The organism is Pseudomonas sp. GW821-FHT09A09, assembly GCF_059418405.1.
The window spans coordinates 72,561-88,635 of record NZ_JBWKPU010000029.1 but is presented as its reverse complement, the minus strand read 5'-3'; the positions used below and the strand labels follow the sequence as shown (position 1 = coordinate 88,635).

Sequence of the window (16,075 nt, the reverse complement as noted above, 5' to 3'; positions counted from 1 at the left end):
GGACACCTCGGTCCATCAGTTGCACCGAGGGGATGCTATCGCAGGCAAGCCAGCTCCCACAGGATCAGCTCCCACAGCGTGTTACTGCATCCAAGGCGGCGGCGGTGGCTCGTCCGGGACCTTGCTCGGTGGCGCTTCATCCGCCGCGCGGATCGCCTGGCGACGCTCTTCGTCCAGCCGCGCCGCTTCGATCTCGCGCATCACGCCGCCCACGTCCGCCAACTCTTCGGGCTCATCAAACTCACCGGTCAACACGCTGGCCGGGTGCAAGGTGCCGGCTTCGTACAGCGCCCACATCTCTTTGGCGTACTTGGTCTTCTTCAACTCCGGGGCAAAACGCCCGAAGTAGGAAGCCATGTTGCCCACGTCCCGCTCCAGCATGTTGAACGCGTGGTTATTGCCCGCCGCATCCACCGCCTGGGGCAGGTCGATGATCACCGGGCCCGTCGGCGTAAGCAGTACGTTGAACTCGGACAAGTCACCGTGCACCAGGCCGGTACACAGCATCAGCACGATCTGGGAGATCAGGAAGGCGTGGTATTCACGCGCCTGGTCCGGCTCCAGCACCACGTCGTTCAGGCGCGGCGCCGCATCGCCGTACTCGTCGGCCACCAACTCCATCAACAGCACGCCTTCAAGGAAGTCGAACGGCTGGGGCACGCGAACGCCCGCACCGGCCAGGCGGAACAACGCCGCCACTTCAGCGTTCTGCCAGGCATCTTCGGCTTCTTTCTTGCCGAACTTGGAACCCTTGGCCATGGCCCGGGCCTGACGGCTGTTACGGACCTTGCGGCCCTCCTGGTATTCGGACGCTTGACGAAAACTTCGTTTGTTCGCCTCCTTGTAAACCTTGGCGCAACGCAATTCGTTGCCGCAGCGCACCACATAAACAGCTGCTTCTTTACCACTCATGAGTGGGCGCAGCACTTCGTCGACCAGACCGTCTTCGATCAGGGGTTCAATGCGTTTAGGAGTCTTCATCAGCTTTTATTGTGGGTCCTTTATTACCAAATACGCGTATGGCACTCGTTATACGGCAATCGGCTCGCCGGTGGGAGAGGCTACCGACCGTTGATCACTTAAGAATGCATCCAATATGCCAATTTCAGCGTTCAATGATCGCCGTAACCCCTTGCCCGCCTGCCGCACAGATGGAAATCAGCCCGCGCCCCTTGCCCGCCGCGTCCAGCAACTTGGCCAGGTTGGCGACGATACGCCCTCCGGTGGCCGCAAACGGGTGCCCCGCCGCCAAGGAACTGCCCTTCACATTCAGCCGGCTGCGGTCGATGGACCCCAAGGGGGCGTCAAGTCCCAGGCGCGTCTTGCAGTAGTCGGCATCTTCCCAGGCCTTGAGCGTGCACAAAACCTGGGCAGCGAAGGCCTCGTGGATCTCGTAGTAATCGAAGTCCTGCAACGTCAGGCCGTTGCGGGCCAGCAGGCGCGGCACCGCATACACCGGCGCCATCAACAGGCCTTCTGCGCCGTTGACGAAATCCACCGCCGCCGCCTCACCGTCGCGCAAGTACGCCAGGATCGGCAGGCCACGCGCCTTCGCCCAGGCTTCGCTGCCCAGCAGCACCAGCGAGGCACCATCCGTCAGCGGCGTGGAGTTGCCCGCCGTGAGCGTGCCCTTTTCGCTGCGCTCGAACACCGGCTTGAGGCTGGCGAGTTTTTCCAGGGTCAGGTCGGGGCGCAGGTTGTTGTCGCGGGTGAGGCCGAGAAACGGTGTGAGCAAATCGTTCTGCCAGCCCTCGGCGTAGGCCGCGGCCAGTTTCTGATGGCTTTCCAGGGCCAGCTGGTCCTGCTCGGCGCGGGGGATCTGCCAGGTTTGCGCCATCAACTCGCAATGCTCGCCCATGGACAACCCGGTGCGCGGTTCGCCGTTACGCGGCAGCTCGGGCTTGAGGTGATGGGGGCGAAGTTGTAACAGGAGTTTTAATTTATCCCCCAACGATTTGCTGCGGTTGGCCTGCAGCAGGAGTTTGCGCAGCCCTTCGTTCACGCCGATCGGCGCGTCGGAGGTGGTGTCCACGCCACCGGCGATGCCGCACTCGATCTGGCCCAAGGCAATCTTGTTGGCCACCAGTAATGCTGCTTCCAGCCCGGTGCCGCAGGCCTGTTGAATGTCATAGGCCGGGGTTTGCGGCGACAGGCGCGAGCCGAGCACGCATTCGCGGGTGAGGTTGAAGTCCCGGGAGTGCTTGAGCACCGCACCGGCAGCCACTTCGCCCAGGCGCAGGCCGTGCAGGTTGTAGCGTTCGATCAGGCCTTCCAGGGCCGCAGTCAGCATTGCCTGGTTGCTCGCCGTGGCATACGGGCCATTGGAGCGAGCGAATGGAATGCGGTTACCGCCAATGATCGCTACACGGCGCAATTGAGTCATGGAAAGCTCCCTGTGGGTTGTGGGTGTAATCATCCAGCCTAGCCTAGGCTGATCGAACGACTACCGCCCCGGGGTGGTCAACCCTTTGAACCCCAGCTTTCGGAGAGCGTTCCATGTCTGACCGTTATATCGACTTCGCCAACTCAAGCCTCGGCCATCGCCTGGTCGCTGCCCTTGGCCTGCCGTCACCGGTACGCCTGGAACGCTGGCAAGCCGGGCGCCTGCGCCCCGTTGAAGGTGCCCTGCTACTGGGCGGCGGTGAGCTGACAGCCAAGGTACAGGCGTTCGCCCACAAGCTGACCGACGCGACCTACACCTACGGCGCCGAGGCCTCGACGTGGATTCCCGGGCATGGCCCCAAGCTCAAGGCGGTGGTGTTCGACGCCAGCGACCTGCAACACACCGATCAGCTCAAGCAACTGCGCGAGTTCTTCCAGCCGCTGCTGAAGAACCTGGATAACAGCGCGCATCTGGTGATTCTCGGCCGCGCTCCAGAAACCCTCAGCGATCCTTTTGCCGCCAGCGCCCAACGCGCCCTCGAGGGGTTCAGCCGATCTCTGGCCAAGGAGTTGCGCAACGGTGGCGTGCTGCAATTGCTCTACGTTGGCGAAGGTGCCGAAGACCAACTGGAAGGTGCTCTGCGCTTCTTCCTTTCGCCGAAAAGTGCCTACATCTCCGGCCAGGTCATTCGCCTGGAAGCGTGTGCCACCCCGGTCGAGGATTGGACGCGCCCCCTCGCCGGGCGCAAGGCGCTCGTCACGGGCGCTGCCCGGGGCATTGGTGCGTCCATCGCCGAAACCCTCGCCCGCGACGGCGCCGACGTGATCCTGCTCGACGTGCCCCAGGCCAAGGCCGACCTGGAAGCCCTCGCCGCGCGCCTGGGCGCGCGCACGGTGGTGCTGGACATCTGCGCCGAAGACGCCGCCACGCAGCTGGTGGAACACCTGCCCGACGGCCTCGACATCCTGGTGCACAACGCGGGCATTACCCGCGACAAGACCCTGGCCAACATGACCCCGGAATACTGGGACGCCGTGCTGGCCGTCAACCTCAACGCCCCGCAGGTACTGACCCAGGCATTGCTCGACAGCGGCACCCTGCACGACAACGCCCGCGTGGTGTTGCTGGCGTCCATCAGCGGTATCGCCGGCAACCGTGGGCAGACCAACTATGCCGCGAGCAAGGCGGGCTTGATCGGGCTGGCCCAGGCGTGGGCGCCGCGGCTCAAAGCGCGGGGCATCAGCATCAACGCGGTAGCGCCCGGGTTTATCGAAACTCAGATGACCGCACACATCCCCTTCGCCTTGCGTGAAGCCGGGCGGCGCATGAGTTCGCTGGGCCAGGGCGGCCTGCCCCAGGACGTCGCCGAAGCGGTCGCCTGGCTCGGCCAGCCGGGCAGCGGCGCGGTCAGCGGGCAAGCGTTGCGGGTGTGTGGGCAAAGCCTTTTGGGAGCATAAACATGGATTGGCACACCTTAGGCAGCACACCCTTCTTGCCGCCGTTGTACTGGCGAGCGGCACTCAAACGCAAGATCACCGGCACCACCTTGCCCGAGCAGGGCTTGCGCTGCCGGGTGCGCATCAACCCCAACGACGTGGCGGCGTATCGCAAGGTCTGTGGTTTCGCCGACAGCCCAATCCTGCCGGCGACTTATCCGCATATCCTGGCGTTCGGCCTGCAGATGCAGCTGCTCACGGCCAAGAACTTTCCCTTCCCGTTACTGGGGTTGGTTCACCTGAGCAACCGCATCCGCATTCACCGCCCTTTGGGCGGCGTGAGTGAACTGACGATCAGCGTACAGACATGCAACCTCCAGCCCCACAGCAAAGGGGCAACCTTTGACTTGCTGACCACCGCCGAGGATTCCCTCGGGCTGTTATGGGAAGCCGAAAGCCGCATGTTGTGCCGGGGCGTCAAGCTCGAAGGCGAGGCGCTGGATAATCCACTGCCCACGCCCAGCCAAATCAGCGAACTGACGCGCTGGAAAGCCCCTGCCGATATCGGGCGCCGTTATGCGCGGGTCTCCGGCGACTACAACCCGATCCACCTCAGCGCCCTGACCGCCAGGCTGTTCGGCTTCCCGCAGGCCATCGCCCACGGCTTGTGGAACACAGCGCATACCCTTGCTGCGCTGGGTGAACATTTGCCCGCTGCCAATATTGAACTGCATGTCGAGTTCAATAAGCCCGTGCGCCTGCCCAGTGAAGTCACCCTGTATAGCAGCGCCCCCGGTTCCAGCGGCGAGTTGCTGTTGAAAGGCGCGGGCGAACTACAACACATGGTAGGCAAGTGGCAGCCGATCGCGTGAAAATCACCGATTAATTGTATATATACACCCTAAGTTATAGCGGGCTTTTTTAAGCCCGCTTTTTTATTTATGTCGTTGATTTTTAAAATATATATATCCAGATACATCTACCCTTTATCGCTTTGGTATTAGTCATTAAGCCCTGACTTGAACCCAGTATATAAATCGTTAATACCAAGTTGAGCATTGTGAGAAAGAGTGCCCGGGTCTGTTATAGCCACACGGACAAACGCATCGCTATCCAAGAAATAACGAGCGTTTGAAAACAACCCAAGGTTGTACAGGTGCAAGGAACTCAATCATGAACACTCAAACTCAAGTGGTGATCTGGAAAACAAGTACAGCGCTGGCCCTGGCAGTCGCATTGGCGCTCGGAGGCTGCAGCAGCGGTGGCGGTGGACATCACAGTGGTGGTTCGGCTTCAACCGACTCGGCAGCCGGTGGTGGCACGGGCGGTGGTACAGGTGGCGGGACCGGTGGTGGCACCGGCGGCGGAACAGGCGGTGGCACCGGTGGCGGTACCACCACGCCTCTGGTGACCGCAACCGTAGTCGACACCCTGGGCGACACCGTGACCGGCGTTGGCGGCGCCGTCAAAAGCCTCGGCACTACCCTTGGCAGCTTGCCGATTGTCGGCGCAACCACAGGCGGCCTGGTGACCGCCACTGGCACCGCGGTCGGCAGCATCGGCGACGGCCTGTCCACAGGACTCGGTACCATCGGCACCGACAGCAATGCACTGGGCAAAACACTGGCCGGTGTCGGCAAAGGCGTCGCCGACCTGGGCGATGGCGTCAGCACCACAGGTGGCAATGTGGCCACCCTGCTGGGGAACGTACCGGTCGTTGCCGGCGCAGCCCCTGTCGTTGGCGGCGTGGTCGACAAGGTCGGCAATGTCGTGACCATGCTCGGCGACACCTTGAGCACTGCGAGCACCACCGGCCCACTGGGCTCGGTCACCAATACCGTCGGCGCAAAAGTACTGGTACCGGTTGTGTCGCTGGTGGAAAAAACCACCGGCCAAGTGGGCACCGCGACCGGCCTGGATACCCCAGTAGGCGGCCTGTTGAAGAAAGTCGGCAGCACCGTCGACGGCCTGGGCGATAAAGTCGCCGACGCTGGCGGCACCGGCAACCCTGTGACCGGCATCGTGGGTAACGTACTCAATGGTGTAGGCACCGTGGTGGATAAAGCCAGCGGCTATGTCGACCCAGCCACCGGCACCGGCTCCGGCAATGGTAGCGGCGGCGGCACTGGCGGCGCGGGTAATCTCGGCTTGCCAGAACTGATTGGCGGCATCATCGCCGGCGCCGGTAACGGCCTCGATGCAGGCAGCACCAACGGTGTGGTCAGCGCAGCAGGCGCTACCGGTGGCAAAGCGGGTGGCACCGTGGCGTCCCTGGGCACTCTGCTGGGTGGCAGTGGCGTACCGAACACCGCAGCGGGCGCACCGGTTGGGCAAGTGACTCAGGTGCTCGGAAATGCTCTCAACCCTGTGACCAACGGCGTCACCAGCCTGACCCAAAACGTCGGCGGCGCAACCGGCCTGGGTGCACCGATCAACGGCCTGGTCACCAACGCAGGCGGCGCAATCAGCAACCTGGGCGGTGCCCTCAGCGGCGCCAACGCCAACCCGGTCACCAACGCCTTGGGCGGCACTGTCAGCGCCGTCGGTGGCACCGTAGCGTCCATCGGTGGCCTGGTCACCGGCGGCACCAACGCCGGGGGTGGTTTGCTCGGTGGCGGCCTGAACCTGGGGGGTAGCGCATCTGCCTCCGCAGGGGCCAGTGCCGGCGCCAGCGCCAACGGCGGTCTGCTGGGCGGCTTGCTCGGTGGCCTGACCGGTAAAAAATAGAATTGCACCTGGCCGATTAGACGGCCTCACCTACAGCGCCTACGCTTGGTTGAGACGAGAGACCTTATAAGCCTCTCGTCTTTTTTATGGGCAAATGAAATGCCCGGGAAGTACCCGAACCGCGCCCCCAGAGCCCGGCGGGAATCTGCAAAACGCTGCTGCTTTGACCATGGAGTGTCCTATGCGCGCTTTGACGCCGTTGTTGTTGCTCACCCTCAGTACTTACGCCTGCGCCGATACCCTACCCAGCTTCCTCAATAGCAACGACACCATCCGCAACCTGCCCGTGCCCAACCTGCCCGCCGACGCCTATCGTCCGGTCGCCCCGCAAACCCAACTGCCGACACCCGCCGCCACTGAAGCCCAACCCCTGTTGATGGACACCAAAGTGACCATTCGCAAACTGCAGATCGACGGCGGCACGATTTACCCGCTCAAGGAATTGGCCCAGGTCTTCGAGCCGCTGACCGGCCACGAGACCAACCTGGCTCAACTGATCGAAGCCACGCGCGGTATCACCCGGCGCTATCAACAGGACGGCTACCTGCTGTCCTACGCGTTCCTGCCGGAACAAAGCTTCGACGACGGCCTGGTGCACGTGGTGGTGGTGGAGGGTTATATCCGCGACTACCAGCTGCAAGGCGACGTCGGCTCGGTCTCGTCCTACATCGACAAACTGGCAGAAAAACTCAAGGCCGAACGCCCGTTGACCCGCAAGACCTTCGAGCGCTACACCACCTTGATGAGCACTATTCCGGGCGTGACACTGCAAGCCCAAGTACCGCCCCCCAGCACCACCGGCGGCGGCACCCATATGCAAATCACCGCCAGCCGCAAGCCGTTCACTACCAGCATGAGCCTCACCGAAGCCAGCCGGGGCGGCACCCAGGCACTGCTCAGCGCTACCAGCAATTCGCAGACGTCCATGGGCGAGCAACTGAGCGTCAGCGGACTGTTCCCGCCCGGGAACGACAAAGAACACTACTACCGTGCGGCCTACAGTCAGTTCATCAATGCCGAGGGCACGCAGTTGGTGCTGTCGGGCGAACGCTATCGCGCCGATCCCCGTACCAACGTGCAACTGGGTGACGGCCTGGAGCTCAAGCCACACCAGGAGATCGACCGTTACTCCGTGGGGTTCACCCACCCCTTTATCGCCTCGCCCAGCGAGTCGTTGAGCCTGGGTACGCGCCTGTACGCCGTCGACCAGACCACCCGCTACAAACTGGAGGGTTTCCCACAACGCTTTGACCTGAAAACCGACCTGCGCGCCCTCGCGTTTGAAGGCGATTGGCGCAAGGCCGACACCACCCAACTGCGCATCCTCAGCGCCGGGTTGTACCAAGGCATCAACGGCATGGGCGCCAGGACCCACTCGGACTTCGGCGGCCTCACGCCAGACCTCGACTTCTTCCGCGTGCGGCTGTCGGGGGTGCAGAGCAACAAGCTGTTCGATAATTGGCAAGGCGTGCTGTCGGCTGCGGCTTACTGGACCAATGACACCCTGCCTGACAGCGAGCGGGCCACCTTTGGCGGGCAAAACTTCGGCCGTGGTTATCCCGATGACCAGGGTTCAGGCGACAAGGGCTGGGGCTTGGCGTACGAGGTCAATTACAGTTACAACCGCGCCGGCGACTGGGTGAGGATCCTGCAGCCGTACGTTGTCTTCGACCGCGCCAAGACCTGGTACAACGACCTGCCGATCCACGGCAACGACATGTCATCGGCGGCGTTGGGCCTGCGTTTTGGCGACGCCAAGTACTACAACATAGCGCTCGAGGCGGCCAAGCCGTTGTCGGAGGTGGCGTTTGACAACTATGACCGGCGGCCACGGTATTCGCTGAGTTTCAGCTACCAGCTTTGAAACCCGACGTCGGGGCCGGGGCGGGGTATAAACACCGGTCCCTGTAGTGAGCGGGTTTACCCCGCGCCAGCCCCACCACCAATCTCATGCCTTCAACCAACCCGCGTCGACTAGTTTGGGGGGGGTGCCGCCTGGCGCGGGGTAAACCCGCTCACTACAAAGGCGCGGCCTTGCGCTGGAGACGCGATCCTTCAATCGGGCTTGGGGGCCTCGGCGCGGGGCAAGCCCGCTCACTACATCAGAGGCGGGGTTTGGGCAGGGGGAACAGGCTGTTCAAGGTGTCGATCAGGCGCACCAGGTAGATCGGCTTGCGAAACAGGTCCAGTACCTGCAGACGCAGCATGTCGCTGACGTCGTCCATTTCAGCATGGCCCGACATCACAATGACCGGCAAGTGTGAACGCGAGGTGTGTTCGCGCAGGCGCTTGATCAGGGAGATGCCACTCTCCTCGGGCATGCGCAGGTCGGTGATGACCAGGGCGATATCCGGGTTGAGGGTCAGCTCCTGCAAGGCGAAAGTGACAGAGGTGGCGGTGAAGCACACGAATCCCTCATTTTCGAGGGATTCGGCAAGTTCGATCAGGGCGTCCTCTTCATCGTCCACCAATAGGATTTGCTGGCGGCGAGACGACGACGGTGTCATAGACGATACCCAGTGATTAATGTTCGCCAACAGAGCGTTGTATGCAACTTAGTTAAAAATCAAGTACCACTACCCGCCGGTAACGCATTTGATACAGAAGTGAAAACACCTTTGATCTTATCGCCGAGCCCAGAACCCGCACCGATAATTACCAGCGCGACAATCGCCACGATAATCACATATTCGATGGCCGATGCCCCATCCCTGCGTCGAAAAAACAACTGGGTCTGGACAAACGCCTTCAAGATCAAGTCAAGGAACATAATACTTCTCCCTAATGCGCCGCAGAGCGCCGGTACAGCTGTGTTGCACGATGATTGCCGTGTGCCATTAGAGCATTGTCAACAAACCTCACCCTCACAACTGTAAGAACGAATTAATCACAAAGTATTAGTCGTAAAGTTGGCGTCATAAAACCGTGCTTTTCATGAAAACTTTTTTAGTTCAGAGAAATTTTGCCGCGGGTAATGGCATTTCGTCCTAGCTGAACTACCTTCCAATAGCGAAATAGTTAGATGTTCATAGCAGCCAGTGTTGCGGATTAACCCGTTTGGATTAGCGGGCAGCGGTGCAACGGGATAAGGAGAGCCGTCATGAACAGTCGTTTCAGCATGATCCTGGCCGGCGTACTTCTAATAGGAGCCTTGATCGCCGGCTATTGGGGTCTGGCGCTGAGCCGCGCACCGGAACCTATTGCAGCACCTGTCATTTCCGTCGAAAACAGCGTCGCCGCCGTCGAAGACAAAACCCGCCAGCCGGTGGTGGTGCTGGTGCATGACGTGCCCCCCTTCGTCCCCCTCGCCGCCACTGACCTGGTCATCGAAAACCTGCGCACCGTGCCCGCGGGCAGCCTCACCCGCCTCGATCAAGCCATCGGCCGTATTCCGCTGCGCACCTTGGGTGCCGGCAACTGGTTGAGTGAGGAAAGCTTCAGCGCCGGAGGCCCGCTGGCCCGCATGATTCGCCCAGACGAGCGCGCCCTGGCGGTGCCTGTCGACGAGGTGATCGGCGCGGGAGGCCAACTGAGCCCCGGCGACTTCGTCGATATCCTGCTGTTCCTGCGCCAGGAGCCCGGCAATACCGAGCAGTCGGCGCAGGTGGTGCTTCCGGCCATGCGTCTGCTCAGCGTGGGCGACCAGGTCGGTTTGGCCAATGACGGCAAACCCGCCGTCCTGCCGCCCTCCACCCCCGAAGAAAAAGCCCAGGCCGCCCAACGCCGAGCCGCCGCGCGCACGGTGGTGCTGGCGGTTCCCGAACCCTTATTGAGTCGTCTGATGCTGGCGTCCCAGGCAGGCATTTTGCGCCTGGCCGTACGCAGCGCCGACGAACAACTGCTGAGCCGTTACTGGGCCGGCGAAAACGACTCAGCGGAAAAAGTGCAAAGCGCCGACCGCGATCTCTACCAATTCACCCAGTTGGCGATGGCGCCCCCGCCAAAAAGAATCGCACCGGTCGCGACCGCTCCTGGCGGCCAACGCCGTGGCATTGAAGTGATCCGTGGTGCGCAAGCCGCCCAACAAACGCCCTGATTGAACAAGGAAGCCTTGAATGAGCCATCGCTACGCTCAAATGGCCTTGGTCCTGATGCTGTCAAGCCTGCCCGTGGGCATGGCCTTCGCCGCGTCAGGTAGCTGCAGCGCTCTGGGCCAGTTGCCCGCCGTGGTTGAGGTGGGAGAAGGGTTGCAACAGGAACTGCAATCGCCGGTCGCCATTACACGATTGGCCATCGGCGACCCCAGGATTGCCGATGTACGGATCAACGGCGACCGCAACTTCCTGTTGACCGGCGTTGGCGCCGGGGCGACCAGCCTGATGGTCTGGACCGGTTGCTCGACCACCCCGCGCCAGAGCATGGTGTTCGTCAAAGGCAAGGCCACCTCGGCCCTGACCAGCCTGTCGCTGTCGCCGTCCGAAGACCCGACGTTGCCCAGCCAGGTGCAGACCGATATCCGCTTCGTCGAAGTCAGCCGTACCAAGCTCAAGGAGGCCAGCACGTCGCTGTTCGGCCAGGGCGGCAACTTCCTGTTCGGCAGCCCGGGCAACGGCGCCATTCCCGCCACCACCGCCAACAGTTTCCGTGGGCAGGGGGTGAACAACGGTTTCTTCAACATCGGTTTTGGTGGCGGGCGGATCTCGGCCATGATCAACGCCCTGGAGCAGAGCGGCTTCGCCTACACCCTGTCACGTCCCAGCCTGGTGGCCCTCAGCGGGCAGAGCGCGACCTTCCTCGCCGGTGGCGAAGTGCCGATCCCGGTGCCCAGCAGCGGCAGCGACAGCATCTCCATCGAATACAAGGAGTTCGGTATCCGCCTGACCCTCACACCCACCGTCATCGACCGTAACCGCATCACCCTCAAGGTGGCGCCCGAAGTCAGCGAGCTGGACTACAGCAACGCAGTGCAGATCGAAGGCATCCAGGTGCCCGCCCTCACCGTGCGCCGTACCGACACCAGTGTGTCCCTGGCCGATGGCGAAAGCTTCGTGATCAGCGGCCTGATCAGCAGTACCAACCGATCCTCTATCAGCAAGTTTCCGGGGCTGGGTGACATCCCGATCCTGGGTGCGTTTTTCCGCGACTCCAATATCAGCCGCGAAGAGAAAGAGCTGTTGATGATCGTCACGCCGCATTTGGTGCAACCGCTGGCTGCCAACGCCCAACTGCCCTCGTTGCCCGGTGAAAAACTGCGCAACTACGACCCGAACTGGTACCGCCTGTTCTTCCTGGAAAACGGCAACTTCGACCGTCGCAGTGGACTTTCCCAATGAGCGATAGCCTGAGCCAGACGTTTCTGGCAATCACACGCAACACCACCGACCTGGAATGGCTGCAGGGTGCCCTCGCGCCCTTGGGCCAGGTGGTCAGCGCCGGTGGCGGTAGCCTGGATGAACTGTTGGCCCTGGTGGACGTGACCTTCGCCAACCTGGTGTTCGTGGGCCTGGACCGTGAGCACGTGGTGGCCCAAAGCGCATTGATCGAAGGCGCGCTGGAAGCCAAGCCGATGCTGGCAATCGTGGCGCTCGGCGATGGCATGGACAACCAGCTCGTGCTCAATGCCATGCGCGCCGGAGCACGGGACTTCGTCGCCTACGGTTCACGCTCCAGCGAAGTGGCCGGGCTGGTGCGGCGCCTGAGCAAACGCCTGCCACCTGCCACGCCGAATACCCAACTGGGCGGCCTCACCGTGCTCTACGGCACCCAAGGCAACGCGGACGGCGCCTTGCTGGCCAGCCACCTGGCCATGGTGGTGCAAAAGAGCGGGCAACAGACCTTGCTGCTTGACCTGGGCCTGCCACGGGGCGACAGCCTGGCGCTGCTGGGCCTGGAAAGTACCTTCAACTTCGGCGACGCCCTGCGTCACCTGCGCCGCCTCGACACCACCCTGATCAACAGCGCCTTCGCCACCGCCGAGGACGGCTTGCGCATCCTTGCCTATGCTCCCAGCGATGAGCCGCTGGAACTGACCAGCGCCGCCGAGCTGTACATGCTGCTCAGCGCCCTGCGCCAACACTTCCAGCACATCGTGGTGAACCTTACCGGCCAGCCCGACAGCGAAGCGCTGCGCACCTTTGTCAGCCATTGCGACAAGCTGCTGTGGTGCACCGACCAGAGCGTGCTCGACTGCCGACGCAACCTTGCAGTGCTGAATCAATGGCGCGAAAAAGGCATGCGCCTGGATCACGCCAAGCTGCTGGTCGACCGCTACCTCAAGGGCTGCGCCCCCGACACCGAAGCCCTCGGCAAAAGCTTCGGCCTGGAGGTGATTGCCGTGCTGCCGTTCAGCCCGGAGGTGCGCCTCAATGCCAAGAACCAGGGCCAGACCCTGTTCACCTTGTCGCCCCGCGAAAGCCTGACCCATGCCCTCAAAACCCTGGGCGAACGCCTGGCCAAACGCTCCGAAGGCCTGGCGAAACCGTCGATGAGCTGGTTCGAGCGCCTGATGGGAAGTGGTCGATGAACGGCGAAAAACTCTTCGGCGCACCCGCCCGTGGCGCGGCGGGCCACAGCGACCACGACGGCCTGAAACTGGTGCTGCATCGCTACATCATCGATGCCATCGAAGAGTCGGGCAAAAACCTGCTGGAAGGTTCGCGCCAATCCCTCGCGCAGTTTGTGATCGACAAAGTGTCCGAGTACATCACGCGCATGCACCTGGCGATTTCCCGCTACGAGATGGAGCGCCTGGCCGAAGAGATCGTCGACGAACTTACCGGCTTCGGCCCCCTGGAAGTGCTGTTGCGCGACCCGTCGGTGACCGAGATCCTGGTCAACGGCCCGCACCGAGTGTTTATCGAGCGCGACGGCCTGCTGCACCAAAGCGACCTGCGTTTTATCGACGCCCACCACGTGGAGCGGGTGATGCAGCGCATCCTGGCGCCGCTGGGCCGGCGCCTGGATGAGTCTTCGCCGATGGTGGACGCGCGCCTGCCCGATGGCAGCCGGGTCAATGCGATCATCCCGCCGATTGCCCTGGATGGCCCCTGCCTGTCGATTCGTAAGTTTCGCAAGGACATGCTCAAGAGCAGCGACCTGGTGGCGATGCAAACCATCGACCAAAGCATCTTCGAGTTCTTCCAGGAGGCGGTGGGCAAACGCTGCAACGTCTTGATCAGCGGCGGTACGGGCACCGGCAAGACCACCTTGCTCAACATCCTCAGCCAGTTGATCAACCCTCACGAGCGCCTGGTGACCATCGAAGACGTGGCCGAACTGCAACTGGGCCACCCCCACGTGGTGCGCCTGGAAACCCGCCCGCCAAATGCCGAAGGCCACGGCGAGGTCAAGGCCAGTGACCTGATCCGCAACGCCCTGCGGATGCGCCCCGACCGCATCATCCTCGGCGAAATCCGCGGTGTGGAAGTGCTCGATGTAATGACCGCGATGAACACCGGCCACGACGGTTCCATGAGCACCGTGCACGCCAACAACGCCCAGGACGCGTTGCTGCGCCTGGAAACCCTCGTGGGCCTGACCGGTCGCGTGGTGGCGGAAAAGACCTTGCGGCAGATGATCTGCGCGGCGCTCGACGTGGTGATCCAGCTGACCCGCCTGCCCGACGGTCGCCGCTGCGTGAGCGAGGTGGTGGAAGTGGTCGGCGTGCGTGACGACGTCTACGTCATCAATACCCTGTTCCGCCTGGACCGGCGTACCGGCTTTGGTTTCCTGCGCGAGGCGATCAACCCCGCAGGCGACAAGCTGCGTCACGAATCGGCCTTGCCGCTGCCATAGCCCAGGAGGGGAGAGGACGGATGACCGGACCCATTCTGCTGCTGATCTGCATCATCCTCATCGGCCTGTCATATCGCCTGTTTCAACACGGCTTGCGCCAGGCCGGCAACGACCGTGTGCTGGAGCGCCTCACCGACGGCCAGCCGGTGCAGGAAGCCCCGAGCACCACCTGGACCGCAGTGGAGCGCATGTTCCAGCGAGCCGGCCTGGGCAAACCTACCGACCGCCTATGGCTATGGCTCACGGGTTGGGCGTTGTGCGCCCCGGTTGGCTACTACCTTGCCCACTGGTTGGGCGCGCTGGCGATGCTGGTATTACCGCCCCTGGCAATGCGCCTGTACATCGCCTGGCGCTACCAACGGCGTATGCAACGCATGATCGAGCAGTTGCCGCAGTTGCTGGACCACAGCGTGCGCAGCCTCAAGTCCGGGCGTACCTTGGCAGACGCGGTGCTGGGCGGCATCGAAAGCACCGAAAACCCGCTCAAGCACGCGATGAGCCGCATCCAGCGCAACGTGCAGATGGGCGTGAGCCTGCCGGACTCCGTGAGCGATTTCGCCGAGTTCTACGAGCAGGATGAGTTCCGCCTGTTTGCGCTGGGCCTGAAGGTCAACCACCGCTACGGCGGCAACGCCAGCGAGCTGCTGGAAAACCTGATCAAGATGATCCGCGAGCGCGAGCAAGGCCGCCGCCAGCTCAAGGCGATGACCGGCGAAACGCGCATGACCGCCTATGTGCTGGCGGGTTTGCCGGTGCTCATGGTCGGCTACTTCCTGATGATCAACCCCGGCTACTTGATGACGATGTGGAACGATGAAACCGGGCGCTATTTGCTGTTCGGTGCCTTGGCGATGGACGTGACGGGCACCTTCGTCATGTGGCGCATGTTGCGGAGTATTTGAGATGGCGTTATTGGCCAGTGCCTTGTTGCTGCTCGCCGCCGTGGTGTTGATCACCGGCCACTGGCTGGAACAACGCCGGCGCCAGCGCCTGGTCACCCAGCGCCTGCAGGGCCAACTGAGCCGCGAAGACCGCTTCGGCAGCCTGCTGCGCCAGTTAGGCGCCAGCCCCCTCGCCCAGCGTTCGGTGAGCCTGGACAACGAGACCCAGACCCTGCTCAACCGCATCGGTTGGCGCAAGGCCAACCAGCGCTCGCTGTTTGCCGCCTTCCAGGTTGGCGTGCCCATCGTGTTGCTGGCGGTGTCGGTGGTCGGGCAGCAGTTGCTGTTCCCCCATGCGCAATCGCCGTGGATCGCGCCCGTAATCGCCCTGGGCATTGGCTACCTGCTGCCAAAACGCATTCTGGCTGCGGCGGCGAAAGCCCGTCAGCAACGTATCGCCCGGGAGATTTCGACGTTCATCCCGCTGCTGCGCATCCTCTTCGAATCGGGCATGGCAGTCGAGCAATCGTTGCGCGTGCTGGGCACCGAGGCCCAGCGCTTGTTGCCGGACCTTACCCAGGAGCTGCGCCTGATCCTGGCGCGGGTCGACTCCGGCCTGGAGCTGGGTGAAGAGCTGGGCAAGACCGCACGGTTGCTGGCCGTGGATGAGTTCACCGACACCTGTGTAATCCTGCAGCAACTGATCACGCAGGGCGGCGGCGCGATGAAGTCGCTGCTGGCGCTCAAGCAACTGCTCGATGACCGGCGCCTGACTCGCCTGCAGGAATACATCTCGAAGATGTCGGCCAAGATGTCCGTGGTGATGATGGTGTTCCTGTTCCCGGCCCTGCTGACGGTACTCGGCGGGCCGGCCTTTATCGCGATCGCCCGCGCCCTGAATAACTTTTGAGGAG

Annotated in this window: 14 protein-coding genes; 10 read left to right on the top strand and 4 right to left on the bottom strand. The window is 62.7% G+C overall.

What is annotated here, in order from left to right; translation table 11 throughout:
- Positions 1-81: 81 nt before the first annotated feature.
- Entirely contained in the window at positions 82-981 is a 900-nt protein-coding gene (locus AC07OV_RS22585; RefSeq protein ID WP_178918476.1) for a PA4780 family RIO1-like protein kinase, read from the bottom strand.
- A gap of 124 nt (positions 982-1,105) precedes the next feature.
- The gene (locus AC07OV_RS22580) at positions 1,106-2,383 is read right to left on the bottom strand and encodes an acetyl-CoA C-acetyltransferase (protein WP_495093016.1); all 1,278 of its coding nucleotides are present in this window, start codon (positions 2,381-2,383) and stop codon (positions 1,106-1,108) included.
- A gap of 113 nt (positions 2,384-2,496) precedes the next feature.
- Between AC07OV_RS22580 and AC07OV_RS22575 the strand changes: the two genes are divergently transcribed.
- The 4 genes from AC07OV_RS22575 to AC07OV_RS22560 all read left to right on the top strand — a co-directional run bounded on the left by AC07OV_RS22575 (position 2,497) and on the right by AC07OV_RS22560 (position 8,410).
- Complete coding sequence (locus AC07OV_RS22575) at positions 2,497-3,840, top strand: 3-oxoacyl-ACP reductase (RefSeq protein ID WP_495093015.1); 1,344 nt, start codon at positions 2,497-2,499, stop codon at positions 3,838-3,840.
- A gap of 2 nt (positions 3,841-3,842) precedes the next feature.
- On the top strand, positions 3,843-4,691 hold the full coding sequence (locus AC07OV_RS22570; RefSeq protein WP_176999408.1) for a MaoC family dehydratase: 849 nt from the start codon (positions 3,843-3,845) through the stop codon (positions 4,689-4,691).
- Positions 4,692-4,992: 301 nt separating this feature from the next.
- Positions 4,993-6,546: a collagen-like triple helix repeat-containing protein gene (locus AC07OV_RS22565; protein WP_495093014.1), complete on the top strand. Its 1,554-nt coding sequence runs from the start codon at positions 4,993-4,995 to the stop codon at positions 6,544-6,546.
- A 181-nt stretch (positions 6,547-6,727) separates the two neighbouring features.
- Positions 6,728-8,410, top strand: a complete 1,683-nt coding sequence (locus tag AC07OV_RS22560; protein ID WP_495093013.1) for a ShlB/FhaC/HecB family hemolysin secretion/activation protein — start codon at positions 6,728-6,730, stop codon at positions 8,408-8,410.
- A gap of 238 nt (positions 8,411-8,648) precedes the next feature.
- On the opposite strand, the gene AC07OV_RS22555 is transcribed toward AC07OV_RS22560, so the two are convergent.
- Positions 8,649-9,053, bottom strand: coding sequence for a response regulator (locus tag AC07OV_RS22555; RefSeq protein ID WP_176999411.1), 405 nt, complete (start codon positions 9,051-9,053; stop codon positions 8,649-8,651).
- A 59-nt stretch (positions 9,054-9,112) separates the two neighbouring features.
- On the bottom strand, positions 9,113-9,316 hold the full coding sequence (locus tag AC07OV_RS22550) for a Flp family type IVb pilin (RefSeq protein ID WP_176999412.1): 204 nt from the start codon (positions 9,314-9,316) through the stop codon (positions 9,113-9,115).
- Between the two features lie 330 nt (positions 9,317-9,646).
- On the opposite strand from AC07OV_RS22550, the gene cpaB reads away from it, so the two are divergent.
- The 6 genes from cpaB to AC07OV_RS22520 are packed head-to-tail and all read left to right on the top strand — an operon-like array spanning position 9,647 to position 16,071.
- Complete coding sequence (cpaB, locus tag AC07OV_RS22545; protein ID WP_494998151.1) at positions 9,647-10,582, top strand: Flp pilus assembly protein CpaB; 936 nt, start codon at positions 9,647-9,649, stop codon at positions 10,580-10,582.
- Positions 10,583-10,601: 19 nt separating this feature from the next.
- Complete coding sequence (locus AC07OV_RS22540; protein WP_495093012.1) at positions 10,602-11,819, top strand: type II and III secretion system protein family protein; 1,218 nt, start codon at positions 10,602-10,604, stop codon at positions 11,817-11,819.
- The gene (locus AC07OV_RS22535) at positions 11,816-13,009 is read left to right on the top strand and encodes a CpaE/TadZ family protein (RefSeq protein ID WP_494998153.1); all 1,194 of its coding nucleotides are present in this window, start codon (positions 11,816-11,818) and stop codon (positions 13,007-13,009) included. Before AC07OV_RS22540 ends, AC07OV_RS22535 begins: the two co-directional genes overlap by 4 nt.
- Positions 13,006-14,280, top strand: coding sequence for a TadA family conjugal transfer-associated ATPase (locus AC07OV_RS22530; protein ID WP_176999416.1), 1,275 nt, complete (start codon positions 13,006-13,008; stop codon positions 14,278-14,280). The genes AC07OV_RS22535 and AC07OV_RS22530 overlap by 4 nt, the downstream gene beginning before the upstream one ends.
- Before the next feature lie 20 nt (positions 14,281-14,300).
- Positions 14,301-15,182 carry a type II secretion system F family protein gene (locus AC07OV_RS22525; RefSeq protein WP_176999417.1) on the top strand — a complete coding sequence of 294 codons (882 nt, stop codon included), beginning with the start codon at positions 14,301-14,303 and terminating at the stop codon, positions 15,180-15,182.
- 1 nt (position 15,183) lies between these two features.
- On the top strand, positions 15,184-16,071 hold the full coding sequence (locus AC07OV_RS22520) for a type II secretion system F family protein (protein ID WP_495093011.1): 888 nt from the start codon (positions 15,184-15,186) through the stop codon (positions 16,069-16,071).
- Positions 16,072-16,075 lie beyond the last annotated feature (4 nt).

Coding starts and splice junctions, on each gene's coding strand:
- AC07OV_RS22585 (WP_178918476.1), bottom strand. CDS start 981: ATGAAGACTCCTAAACGCATTGAACCCCTGATCGAAGACGGTCTGGTC.
- AC07OV_RS22580 (WP_495093016.1), bottom strand. CDS start 2,383: ATGACTCAATTGCGCCGTGTAGCGATCATTGGCGGTAACCGCATTCCA.
- AC07OV_RS22575 (WP_495093015.1), top strand. CDS start 2,497: ATGTCTGACCGTTATATCGACTTCGCCAACTCAAGCCTCGGCCATCGC.
- AC07OV_RS22570 (WP_176999408.1), top strand. CDS start 3,843: ATGGATTGGCACACCTTAGGCAGCACACCCTTCTTGCCGCCGTTGTAC.
- AC07OV_RS22565 (WP_495093014.1), top strand. CDS start 4,993: ATGAACACTCAAACTCAAGTGGTGATCTGGAAAACAAGTACAGCGCTG.
- AC07OV_RS22560 (WP_495093013.1), top strand. CDS start 6,728: ATGCGCGCTTTGACGCCGTTGTTGTTGCTCACCCTCAGTACTTACGCC.
- AC07OV_RS22555 (WP_176999411.1), bottom strand. CDS start 9,053: ATGACACCGTCGTCGTCTCGCCGCCAGCAAATCCTATTGGTGGACGAT.
- AC07OV_RS22550 (WP_176999412.1), bottom strand. CDS start 9,316: ATGTTCCTTGACTTGATCTTGAAGGCGTTTGTCCAGACCCAGTTGTTT.
- cpaB (WP_494998151.1), top strand. CDS start 9,647: ATGAACAGTCGTTTCAGCATGATCCTGGCCGGCGTACTTCTAATAGGA.
- AC07OV_RS22540 (WP_495093012.1), top strand. CDS start 10,602: ATGAGCCATCGCTACGCTCAAATGGCCTTGGTCCTGATGCTGTCAAGC.
- AC07OV_RS22535 (WP_494998153.1), top strand. CDS start 11,816: ATGAGCGATAGCCTGAGCCAGACGTTTCTGGCAATCACACGCAACACC.
- AC07OV_RS22530 (WP_176999416.1), top strand. CDS start 13,006: ATGAACGGCGAAAAACTCTTCGGCGCACCCGCCCGTGGCGCGGCGGGC.
- AC07OV_RS22525 (WP_176999417.1), top strand. CDS start 14,301: ATGACCGGACCCATTCTGCTGCTGATCTGCATCATCCTCATCGGCCTG.
- AC07OV_RS22520 (WP_495093011.1), top strand. CDS start 15,184: ATGGCGTTATTGGCCAGTGCCTTGTTGCTGCTCGCCGCCGTGGTGTTG.